This window comes from Flavobacterium rhamnosi (assembly GCF_048286515.1).
Classification (GTDB): domain Bacteria; phylum Bacteroidota; class Bacteroidia; order Flavobacteriales; family Flavobacteriaceae; genus Flavobacterium.
Genome location: NZ_JBLVPS010000001.1, coordinates 350,364 through 362,703, shown reverse-complemented (window position 1 = coordinate 362,703; position 12,340 = coordinate 350,364). Strand labels below are relative to the sequence as shown.

The 12,340-nt window shown below is 35.3% G+C and carries 9 protein-coding genes; 3 read left to right on the top strand and 6 right to left on the bottom strand.

Annotation, left to right across the window (positions count from 1 at the left end):
- Window positions 1–366: alpha/beta hydrolase family protein (locus tag ACNQGN_RS01500; protein WP_417986111.1), on the top strand; the 366-nt coding region annotated here is incomplete at its 5' end.
- 67 nt (window positions 367–433) lie between these two features.
- Here ACNQGN_RS01500 and ACNQGN_RS01495 read toward each other — a convergent pair.
- Both ACNQGN_RS01495 and ACNQGN_RS01490 read right to left on the bottom strand, forming a co-directional pair.
- Window positions 434–691, bottom strand: a complete 258-nt coding sequence (locus tag ACNQGN_RS01495) for a DUF6520 family protein (RefSeq protein ID WP_417986110.1) — start codon at window positions 689–691, stop codon at window positions 434–436.
- 83 nt (window positions 692–774) lie between these two features.
- Complete coding sequence (locus ACNQGN_RS01490) at window positions 775–2,307, bottom strand: DoxX family protein (protein ID WP_417986109.1); 1,533 nt, start codon at window positions 2,305–2,307, stop codon at window positions 775–777.
- A 438-nt stretch (window positions 2,308–2,745) separates the two neighbouring features.
- Between ACNQGN_RS01490 and ACNQGN_RS01485 the strand changes: the two genes are divergently transcribed.
- Both ACNQGN_RS01485 and ACNQGN_RS01480 read left to right on the top strand, forming a co-directional pair.
- Window positions 2,746–3,048, top strand: coding sequence for a hypothetical protein (locus tag ACNQGN_RS01485; RefSeq protein WP_417986108.1), 303 nt, complete (start codon window positions 2,746–2,748; stop codon window positions 3,046–3,048).
- Between the two features lie 67 nt (window positions 3,049–3,115).
- Window positions 3,116–4,414: a relaxase/mobilization nuclease domain-containing protein gene (locus tag ACNQGN_RS01480; RefSeq protein WP_417986107.1), complete on the top strand. Its 1,299-nt coding sequence runs from the start codon at window positions 3,116–3,118 to the stop codon at window positions 4,412–4,414.
- A 193-nt stretch (window positions 4,415–4,607) separates the two neighbouring features.
- Here ACNQGN_RS01480 and ACNQGN_RS01475 read toward each other — a convergent pair whose 3' ends face one another.
- The 4 genes from ACNQGN_RS01475 to ACNQGN_RS01460 all read right to left on the bottom strand — a co-directional run bounded on the left by ACNQGN_RS01475 (window position 4,608) and on the right by ACNQGN_RS01460 (window position 12,155).
- On the bottom strand, window positions 4,608–5,498 hold the full coding sequence (locus ACNQGN_RS01475) for a LysR family transcriptional regulator (protein WP_417986106.1): 891 nt from the start codon (window positions 5,496–5,498) through the stop codon (window positions 4,608–4,610).
- A 475-nt stretch (window positions 5,499–5,973) separates the two neighbouring features.
- Entirely contained in the window at window positions 5,974–6,969 is a 996-nt protein-coding gene (locus ACNQGN_RS01470) for an alpha/beta hydrolase (RefSeq protein ID WP_417986105.1), read from the bottom strand.
- Window positions 6,970–7,106: 137 nt separating this feature from the next.
- Complete coding sequence (locus tag ACNQGN_RS01465) at window positions 7,107–9,107, bottom strand: alpha/beta hydrolase domain-containing protein (RefSeq protein WP_417986104.1); 2,001 nt, start codon at window positions 9,105–9,107, stop codon at window positions 7,107–7,109.
- Between the two features lie 177 nt (window positions 9,108–9,284).
- Entirely contained in the window at window positions 9,285–12,155 is a 2,871-nt protein-coding gene (locus tag ACNQGN_RS01460) for a TonB-dependent receptor (protein ID WP_417986103.1), read from the bottom strand.
- Window positions 12,156–12,340: the final 185 nt, after the last annotated feature.

Genomic DNA, 12,340 nt, shown 5'->3' with positions numbered 1-12,340 from the left:
TCCCAACAAATGCGTATGAAAAAATCTTTATTTGAAGACCCGCAAGGCTATGATCGAAATTCGCCTATTCTAAATGCTGCCAAAATAAGCACACCCTTATTGGGATGGAATGGAACAGAAGACCATCAGGTGCCATATTATCAAAGTACGGAATTGTATGTAGCCCTAAGAAAATTGCAAAAAAGACACATTCTATTAGTGTATCCAAAGGAAGAACATGATCTGGCGAACCCAGTGAACCAAAAAGACCTTATACACCGAATGGACGATTGGTTTGGGTATTATCTGAAAGATCAGAAGATAGCTCCTTGGATGCTGCCCGATGGTCAGCACGAGATAGCGTTGAACCCGTTGTCTGACAATTAAAAACAACAATGCAGTTCCTTTTTGAGGAACTGCATTGCTTTTTTGCCCGGTTTAAAGGCACTCTACACTAATTCGATCTGAACAGTGGCGTTGGACAGGTAGCGCCTGATTTAGCATACAGCTGAACTGCACCTACGGTACAAGCAACTCCGCCTGCATTGTTACACATAATTTCTTTGTGACACGGTTCGTCCTCCAAATGGCTATAGCCCTGAACAGGGGAGCTAGCTGAATTTTTGCCCATTGCGCTAGTGGTTAACGCGCCAGCAATTGCTACTGTAATGACTGCCATTGGCAGGATCATTTTAACAAAACTTGTTCTCATAATACTAAAATTTAAGTTGTGATTTACTCTGTTAACAGGTTTTCAATCGTATCCCTGACATTGCAATGTATTTTTAAAGAAAATTATTTATTTTCCCTATTGTTTTTGAGGTAATGACTCGTCACACTTTTGCGTAATTTATACAGCACCAGCTGATCGTCTATCAGCGCGAATAAAAGATTCTTAACCACTAAAAAGCTATTTAGTTTCTTGCCGTTGACATCATAAATGTAAAAGCTCGAAATGTAACCCCTGGTGTTTAGATTGTAGAGGTCAATGATGCTGGCTTGCTTCCATGTCAAAGCAGATTCATACTTTCCTGGCAATGCTGAATTGACAAAAAATAAGTTGCTATAGGCAGCATTTGTTTTGTTAACTATTACCGCAGGGGCACCGAATTTTCTTTCGTCTGTACTCGCCACATATCGTATATCAAGCTTTGGATGACTGATCGTATCAATTGTAGTGCCTCGAAAATCAATATTCAGGTTGCGGTCGGCCACGATGAATTGATTTCTATACCGGTACTGATAAACCAGACGTTGCAACTGAGCGTTGTAAAGCAAGGTGCCATCGGTATCCAAAAAGCCGTCTATTTGTTTTTCTAATAGTTTTGGCGAAAGATGTACTTTTGTGGTATCTCTGAGGTTTATTGTTCCCAGAATACTTTCTCCATTTTTTTTGCTCATTGCCCGTATTACCATAGTTGTTGAATCTATGGGCTCTATTTTTGTAAAATATTCCGACCCTTGCATCATGAATTTTGCCTTCCAGTCTTTTATGCTGCCTCTAAATATGCACGGAACGCTACCGTCAGTTACAAAAAAGTAAGGGGGTGCCACTTTTATCGTTACCGAGCGAAACGGGAAGTTTTTTCGGTTGAGCTCAATGCGATGGGTCTTCTTTATTTTTAAGGTGGTATCGATTTCCAAGATTTGCAGCGGTGCTGTGAAATTCCCTAAGAATATTTTTCCTTCCCCGCTACCCGCAAAATAATACGAGTTGAATTTTAAATCCATTTGATTCTTTTTTTCGGCCGGAAAATGCGGAAATCGTCTGACAAAACTATTGTGATATTGCATACGATTTTCGGACAGAGTAAACAAGAACACAACCATACCAATACTACAAAACAGCGATACTGAAAAAATACTGGCCAGAGCAGCGGGCTTTAAAATTCGGCGCTCCTCAGAAACGCCACGGGCCAGTATCAGGATGCCCGCTGCCGCCAGTAGTATAAATACACCATTAAACACCAGATGTTCGGTCCAACCCAACTTTTCCAATATCCCGCCGCAAGAGCAAGGGATAAACGAACTGAAATTCAATATGATAATGATATAGGTCGTAAACATAACCATCAGGCTGAAAGCTGCAAATAAGCCTAGCAGCCGATATCTTGGAAAAATAAGAAGTACTGAAATTAATAGTTCGGCTATCGGCACTCCCCATGCAACCCATTCGGCAAAAGCACTCAATAGAGGCGATTGTCCCAACTGTACTTGAAAGTTTTCAAAATCCAAAAACTTGCTCCCCGCTGCATAGATAAACAATAAAACATACAGCAGAGAAACTGTTTCTATAAGAATACTTTTGATGCGTTGATAAGATTTCATTTCGTAAGGTGATTAATATTAGTTGTGTAAAATTCTTTTTTTTTAAATAAATAACTGTTAGCAAAATCAGGATTATGACGTATCAAATCAGGATTGTTTTTTATTTCCGATAAAAGTTAAATGATGTTTTATAGCTTCTGAATTAGCGATAACAAATGGGGAGATTCAAATTTACAGTAGTTAAATTGATAATCGCGTATCAAAAACGTGCCAAAAATTGCCAAAAACCCGCCATTTTCGTTTTGGCATAAATTAATACCCTTACAGACTCTATTTATCGCCGAATCGGAGTCAACCAAAAACAGAACGACTTACCGAATTAGTCCTACGCAAAATTTGGGGAGGATTGCATAACAACTTTAGCTTCTTTACATTCGTATCAAATAACTGAACTAGTAACCTGATAAAATGACTGTTATGAATTTTAAAAACAACACAATGACAATCGATCAAGCTAAAACCATGGACATGATTAGCTATTTGTGCACTTTAGGTTTTAAGCCTTCTAAAATCAGAGGTGCTGATTTTTGGTTCTTTTCTCCTTTTAGGGATGAAAGAACGCCCTCTTTCAAAATCAATCAACGACTTAATTGTTGGTACGACCAGAAAATTGGAAAGCTAATTGATTTTGGAGTACTTTATTACAACTGCACGACTAGTGAATTACTGCAAAAACTAAAGGGTAATTTTTTGCTTCAACAGCCAAAATTTCACCAACCTGTTGCCGAATTCAGGTACTGAACTATACTACGAACTGGACAACAGTTCTTTTCAACAAAGCATTAAAAACATATAAAAAAACGAACCAATGGTTACAATTATAAACACAAACCGCTCATTACGTCACGCCATAAACTACAACGAGAACAAAGTAAAAACAGGCGCAGCAACGTGCATTGGTGCAGGAAACTATCCTGTCGATGTCGACAAAATGAATGATATCGTAAAGCTAAATCACTTTATGAAACGAATTGAATTAAACGACAAAGTAAAGTCGAACAGTATCCATATTTCTCTGAATTTTGCCCCATCAGAAAGCCATTCCGAAGAAAAAATGATGGCTATTGCGCATAGCTATATGGAGAAAATAGGCTTCGGAAAACAACCTTATTTAGTGTACCAGCATCACGATGCAGGACATCCACACCTCCACGTTGTAACCACAAATATTGAAAGGGACGGTAAGTGTATTTACACACATAATTTAGCTACAAGAAAATCAGAGCCCGCGAGAAAGGAGATTGAAGAACTCTTTGGGCTTATTATAGCTGAAGGACGAAAAAAGAAAGAAGAATTTAATTTACAACCGATTGTTATGGGAAAGATTCAGTATGGAAAGGTCGAATCCAAGAAAGCCATAGCCGATGTATTAAATATGGTTTTGAATCAGTACAAGTATGCGAGTCTTCCCGAACTGAATGCGGTGCTAAAACAATACAACATCATGGCTGATCGTGGCAGTGAGAATTCAAAAATGTTTATAAATAAAGGACTGGTGTACAAAACACTTGTTGAAAGTGGCAAGCAAATTGGTGTTCCAATTAAAGCAAGTGATTTTTACAATAAACCAACTTTAAAATTTTTAGAAGAAAAATTTAAGAGCAATGAAGTCAGAAGAATGCCTGATAAAATACGTATAAAAAATAGCATTGATATAGCCCTGCTACGACAGAAAGCAATGACCGTAAACAAACTAGTCAAAATACTGGAGAAGGTAGGGATTAATACCGTTTTCAAGAGAAATGAAGAAGGTTTTCTTTCTGAAATTACCTATGTAGACCATGTCACAAAATCTGTTTTTAATGGTAGTGCGCTAGGCAAGCGATACAGTGCTGAAGCTATACAAGAGCGTTGTGAATTACTTACAATAAATGGGCAACAAATAAAAGGTCCTGACAGTAAAAAATCATATCGAATTACATCTCACATGACCAATGCTGCAAATAATAAACCTTCGTTTGGTGATGCCTTCCTAAGCAATAAATCTGTTGAGTCAAATGCTGCAATTGGAAAAGTACCAAACATACCTACCCAATTCGAACAGACTGCAGCCCACGTTCCAAACCAACTGAAGGCCAAGCGAAAAAAGAGAAGGACGATCTTATAATCAACAAGAGGTGATGGCTATGCATACCGAACAAAACAAACAAGCACTTATAAAAATTCAGGATATGACAAGACTAATCAGCATACTACTAGTATAGGTTTGAATCCAGATTGATTTACTTTTTAATGCCATTTCAGGTGTTTCAATATCGCTTCTAACGCTACAATCATGTTGTAACAAGTCACCTATACATTTACCAATTATCTGTCAATAGCTGTTGGTATTCCTCATTATGACTATCGTTGAAAGCAAGAACTATTGTCATTTCTAATCTGGTATTTTTAGAAATAAATAACTCTTTAGAAACTATACTGTCTGAATTTAATGGGAATTCGGAAGGTAAGATTGCCACTCCGACATTGGAATTTACTAAACCTAACAACAGCTCTACACTAGATACTTCCTGAACTATATTTGCATCTCTGGAAAAACCTGCATTTCGGCAAATCATTTCTAAATCTTCCAAAAAAGTAGGAAGTAATTCTTTATTTAACTCTATCCATTTGTCGTTTCTTAATTGTTCAATCTTAATCTGTTTATATTTAGCCAAAGGATGTTCGACCGACATGATGACATTAAGATACTCTTTGCTGATTACATGATAATTAATATTTTTATACACAATTGGAAAAATAGTGAGCCCAAAATCAATATTACCTTTAAAAATAGCTTCTTGAATTGACTCCAATGAAGAAAATTCAATTATTTTATAGGTGGATCCTGGAAAAATATTTTGTAGCTTTTGTACTATTTCAAAAACTCCAGTGATACGACTAACCTTATGTATTCCAATTTTTAAATGTTTCGTTTTGTCATTGATAATTTTAGCATTTTTTATCGTTTTATCATAAAGTTCCACAACACGGCTTAATTCTTTTGTCAAGTAAGAACCTGATTCAGTGAGCTCAACTTTTCTATGATTTATTCGTTTATCTTTATCAAAAAGTTCAAGACCTAATTCACTTTCTAACTGTTTAATTTGGTGCGTTAAGGCAGGCTGAGTAATATTCAATTTTTCAGCAGCTTTAGCAAAATGTAATTCTTTTGCAACGACCAAAAATGATTTTAATTTACGTAATTCCATTTTATTTATTTTATAAAGACCCTCTTTGTATTAACAAAAACGGATTTTCAATTTGTTCCCTTTCAGAATTCAATACCAATTCACTGCAGTTTTTTCTATTTTTGCAAAATCTGTTGCCATAAGGATATTAATGTAAGTATACTTTTTTTATAAATTGAAAATCTAACTTTCTTAGGGACAACTATTTTTTAAATATGAATTATAAGCTTCCTAATCTACTTTTATTTCTACAATCAACAATGAATAAGGAGAAAATGAATTCTTTATAAAGTGCCATAATTTTCAGTAAGAACATCGCTCTTAATGCATTGATTACTTTTTTAGAATTCAGGATTCAATTCAAGCTATTTACAATCTGAATTCACGTAAATGAAAAATAAAATTAACGCTTTTTTCATTCTTCGATTTGGTTATACTTGTGATTACGTTATATTAAATTGAATTCGTTCACACTAATCCCACTATTTTCGAAAAACTATTTTTTATTCATTTTCAAAATCCAATCGATACAGCTGTCTATCCATTCTACCTCACTAGTTGGGTTGTCAATCCCATATCCATGGCCACCTTTAGCATAAAAGAAAGATTGAACGGGTACTTTATTTTTCTGTAAAGCAGCAATAAACAGTAATGAATTTTGCACTTTAACTACTTTATCATTTACGGCATGAGTTATAAATGTTGCAGGTGTATCAGAAGTTACATGAAGTTCATTAGAATATTCATTTATTTTTGCTGCGTTTAGTGGCAAGCTGGCTAATTTTTGTTCCGATGTTTTACGATCTTTCATAATATCATCTAATACTGCAGGGGCTAACTCATCTCCAATCAAATTATACCTTGAACCCAAATGTGCTAAATCATCCGCCATACTAGTCACCGGATAATTTAAAACCATAAAGTCTGGACGTAAACTAGTTTTAAGAGGATTGTCAATTAGTGCCTTCTGATAATGTGTACCAACGGTAGAAGCTAAATGCCCACCTGCAGAGTTGCCCTCAATACCAATTTTATTGGGATTAATTCCCCATTTCTTGGCATTTTCTCGAACTATTTGAATAGCACGTTGCGCATCTTGCAAAGGAACTATTTCTTTTTTTTCTACATATTTAGCATTAGGTAAACGGTATTTTAGCACAAACCCCGCAATCCCTTTTTCATTTAGTTTTTTTGCAATAACATAGCCCTCATGATTAATAGCTAGTCCCCCATATCCACCACCTGGACAAATAATAACTGCTATACCTGTGGCTTTGCTTTTTTCCGGTAAAAAAACCGTTAAATCCGGACTGGCAACTCTAATTACAAAACTCCACTTATTATCTCCTGTACCAAAAACTGCAATAGAATCAGTTAATCCTGCAACCTCTTTAGAATTAGGGACTATTCCATCATAGAGCGGAATTACTTTTTGGGCATTACTAATTGAAAAGAGCAACAGTAAGGTGATAATTAAATACTTTTTAATCATTTTTTTTTAAATTAAAAATTTACGTAAAAAACCAGATAAGATTTTTTGCTGGGCAATGTTATTTAAAACATTATAAAAAGAAGTACTGTTTTGATACGATAAACACTACACCCAAAATTGCTAACCTATTTTTCTATTTATCGTATCAAAACAGTACTTTTTTCTGCCTTTTCAATTTCACTTTGAGCGTCTTCTACCAATAAAAAACGTTCTTTTATGAGTATTTCTGTTGCTTTTTTTATAGCGGAAACATAACCCTCATGGCTACCATAACGTTCTTCTAACGACAAACGATTATCCCCAACGGCAATACGTTCGGTTTTTGTTGATTTGAAAGGAATAAACATACCTTCCAAACTGTTTAAATCGCCTTCGCCAAAACCTGATTTTCGTAAGCTCCAACCTGTGTAAGTACCTAAAGGCACTCGGATAGACAAGCTACGAATACCGTCTATTTCATTATTATCAATATCAACTTTTGGTATCAAAATCTTGTATTTTTTCTTAAAAGCAACCGGAGGCTCTTGAATAATGCCTGATTCGTCTTTTTCAATAAAATTTTCACCGAAATCTAAGTCGACTCCATCATTTAATTTGCCTGAGTAAATAACATTTGGTATGTCATGCCATCCGCTTGTTTTTTGATTAGATTCAACCAAGGTCTTTTTCTTAAGAGTTGGGTAAATACTTGCAGGAGGCTCGTTGCCTTCTAAAACCCAATACCCCAAAGCTATTTGCAAGGCACGCAGATTTTCGTAATACGAATTGCCATTGGTCATAAAACCTGACAATGGGCTTTTTGTGGAATAAGGGGTGTGTTGTGTAGATGAAAACAAATAAATACGGACATTTTCAGGAATTAAAATATCTTTTCCGCGAAATAAATCTATTGTCCTTAGCGACATTCTCGATTGCCAATATTCGGTTGAACTGAGCGTCTGCATAATTTTAGGACAAGTATTCGATGCCATACAGCGGTCTAAAATTCCTCCTTCTATTTTAGAAATGGGGTCATACGATGATCCCCATGTAAAAGGAGCTTCGTTTCCAGGAAAAAGATGATCTTCATGTTGCATTCCTCCTCCTCCAGGACGCCCAAAACGCACATTCAAAGAAACACGACGAGGTCCAATATGACTATTGACACCCTCAAAAACGATCTTACCATTTTCATCTTCATTGAAGCCTAACTGAAGAAAAGTACGCGTAAATCCGCTGCATTGTGAAACCCCAAACATTACTGCTGCTTTGACAAGATTTGTTTTTTGTTCCGACAAAAAAGGATTGGCTGTAGCTTCAATATCTTGCGCTTCATGTTTCAGGAAAGAAGTTATATCACGAATGGCAGCAAAGCCCAATCCAAGCACTAAAGGATTTTTAGCTGTATATATTAATTCGTAAATATATTGCGGCTCAAAGCCACTCTTAATTGAAATCATCGTAGAATTGGGAGTTCCTGGAAAAACAACTTTATTACAATCAGCAAAAGCCCATTCTGCATTTGGAATAGGTATTCGCAGGTCTGATTCCTGGACTCTTTTTGTTAAAACTAACCCTTCATTGTCCAAACTTACCGTTTCATAACTATGGTGCGAATTTCCGGTAAATGCTCCACTACTTAAAAAAAGTGTAGGCACAGTTTTAGAAACGTGATATTCTGTACGAAGCTTACCGGTTATTGCAGTACCATTATTAGTCGCAATTGGCACTTTAATAGTTAATCTATTGTTCCCTGCAAGTACATCGCCTTGCCATGCACACCAAAAATAGAGGTATCCTCTCTCCAATAAAGCATTATCTGCTGGAAAAGCATTGCCGCGATTGGGCAGATTTAAAAAGAATAGTCCATTACTTTTACCCAAATCTTTGGGACGTAACAAGATAAACTCCGTTACATATTCAACCATACCATTCGCATTTTTTGGAGCTAATTGAATGTCTTGAATAAGTGCGTTATGCCTATCGAACGGGTTTATTTCTCCAAAAGCTCTACCTGTAAGTTTTTCGTACTGACCAATATCTCCAAAAGATTTATTGTTAGCGTATGGCTCATTTTTATCAATGATGATTTTGACAATTTTGGCTTCCGTCTGAATGCAAAGAAAAAAGAAAAAAAACAACAAAATTTGCTTAAACATTTTAATATTTGTTATGTGAATGATTTAAAAGAATTTGATTCCAAATATAAAGAATTACACCCAATAGCGTTTCAAGATCGGAACTGCATTTCCTTTTTTTAAATTAAAAATTTAAGAAAAAAACCAGATAAGAGTTTCGTCTTATCTGGTTAGAACTACATAAATAAACTAAAAAACTTAAAACTTATACGTTGCAGTAATGAAATACGCACGAGGAGGCAAACTCAAAGTAGCATATGTAGCATTAGGATTTGCATCTAATTGCGCTTTTGTAAAACCTTGTCTGTCTAAAGAAGCAGGAAAACCTCCTGGTGCCGACCAGCCCATAACCCCATTTTGGTTAAATAAGTTATTAATATTAGCTTGTAATTGTAATTTTGCCGTCAAGTTATACCCTAAATTCAAGTTAGATTGATTGTAAGCCGGCAAATCAAAAACATTAGCTACGTTAGCACTACGTTTTCCCATATATGAAAAATCAAGTGAGGAATAAAATTTTCCTGAAGTGTACGTAGGGGAAACTCTTAAAATCACATCTGCACTATTGTCTGTTTTATTACCTGAAAAATCAGCTACTGTGTCATCAGCGCTTCCATTAGCCCCCAAAACCCAAGTTTTATATTCTACAGCTTTAGAGGTTTGAAAAGTCGCCACGGCTCGCACACTGAAATTTTCTGTAAATTCTTGATTACCCTCTAATTCAACACCCATTGTTCTAAATTTATTGTACAATACCGGAGTATAATATGCTGTAGTCAAATCATCACCTTCTTGTCCTTGTGATTGTTGAGCAACATTGCTTAAAACACTATAGAAAGGTGTTACAAAAAGATTTGTTCTTCCCGTTTTTACTTTATACCCCATTTCAAACTGTTGCACTTTTTGAGCTAATGGGTCTAAATTATCAGCTGCAAATTGTGTATTCAAACTTACAAACATCCCTAAATCCGGTGCTTTACTTCCTTGAGAGTAACGAGCATAAACTGCTTGATTATCCGCATATTTATAATTTAATCCTCCTGAAAAAGAAAATGTGCTAATTTTTTGATTAGTATAATTATAGACAGCCCCTATTTTTCCAGCGCCATTATCATATAATGTTAGAACATTTCCGTCAGTTCCTCCAGTAGTATTACTATTATCGGCAACAGCTATTTGATTAGTCCCATTATAAGAAAGATTTTCATAACGAATACCCCAATCAAAATTTAATTTTGAACTTAATTCCCAATTGTGACCAAAGAAAAGAGCAAATTGTTTCTGCTTAGCCTCCATAAGAGATATTGCAGCACTTTTTCCGGAACCACCAAAAACTCCCTCAGCATTTGTCACCTGATATGTTCTGGGATCAAAAATTTGTCCGACATAAGAAATACTGGTCAATGTTGGACGAGGTGATGTCATTTGCGAATAAGCAATTCCTAAAGCACCGTCTTTTCTATCTAATTTAGATCCTGCATAAAATGCACCTGCAGTAAAGCTCATTTTTTCCAATTTTTTAGCAATTGTAAATTGATTAATATATTCATTCATCTTATTTTCCGTGTAAATTAATGGATGGAAGTACAATGAATTTTTCTGAATAGAAGAACCTGGAAAATTACTATTATTAACAGTAAAAGACTGGAAGAAATTAGTTGTAACTGACCCAATTTGAGTTCCACTGGCAAGGTCATTAAAAGAGAATGCAGCACTCATAGCGTTTAGATCGGTAAAACCATTAACACCATAAAATATCGCTCCATCAGTTGCTATTGGAGATACTATAGCGGTAGTATTCCATAATGAGCTTTTATCTGAATACCGAAATTTATTGTCTATTTTCCAGCCATTACCAAGGCTTTGTTCCCAATTTAAACCAATAGATTTATCTTTATTATGTGTTTTATCAGCAGAATCAAAGTGTATTTTTTCACCAGATTCATTAATTGTGGCATCAGCAGTTACAGGAGGAATTAAAACAGAGTTTGTATTAGAAACTCCTGACGGATAATGTGGATTTGTAAACCCAATAGTTGGTAAGAACTCATTAAATCCATTGTGATCATCAAGATACTTTACAAATAGTTTTAAACTACCTGTTGTATATGTTTTAGCAATATTGGCTTTTATTTGCCCTCCTTTGTTCATTGTATAACCTGAATATCTATCTCCATCATTTTGACGTAAAAAACCACCAACATTAAAAGTAACTGATCTGTCTTTACTCAAAGGACCTCCAAAATTAAAGTCTGTACGATAATATGGATTTTTCCCATTTCCTTCCAAACCAAATTTAGCACGAATTTCTCCTTCAAATTTAGAACCACCCGTTTTAGATACATAATTAAAAATACCTCCAGGCGCATTGTTTCCTAAGATCGATGCTGTACCACCGCGTACTGCCTCTAGTTTTCCTAAAGTCGCATCCGTACGTAAGAAAAAATCCGGACCATAATTTGTAAAAGTCGCATTGGTCACTGGTAAACCATCTTCCTGCATGGAAACATAATAATAACCAGAAGCACCATCATTGGAACCTACAGATACCCCTCTGGAATAAACCGTATTTCTAATTTCACCTAAAGCATTATTCACAAACACCCCAGGTATATTTTTTAATAAATCAGCTGCACTAGTTACAGCTACCCTATCTATTTGTTTTGCACTAAGGGTTGAAATTGAAACTGAGGATTGCATCTTAGTACGTTTATCAAATACCCCTGTTACGACTACTTCATCTAATGCTTGTGTATCCTCATTCAACACAACATTAACCGTTGTTTGATTAATGACAACTACCTGTTTCGTTTTGAACCCAACATAATTGAAAACTAAAGTAGAATTAGTACTAGCATCAATACTGTACTTTCCATCTGCATCAGTATTCGTCCCTTTGTTTGTTCCTTTCACTGCTACACTTACACCAATAAGTGGTTGACTATTATCATCCGTTACTTTCCCCTGTACAATTTGCTGCGCCATCGCTTGGGTGCTGAACCCTAAATACAACACCACTGCCTTAATTAGGAACAGGGCAACTCGATGTTGTTGTAAAAACTTCTTCATTTTCTGGTTTTTTTAGTTAGTATTTTTTTATTCTTGTCTTTTTTTATACATCACATATTTTATGTTTTATATATTTCAAAATTAACAATACACTTTCTAACAACTGTCCTACGCAATCGTAATAGAAACAGTCGTTTTATTTTTTTTTATTCATTATATTAATAATTTATTTTTTCACTAATCTG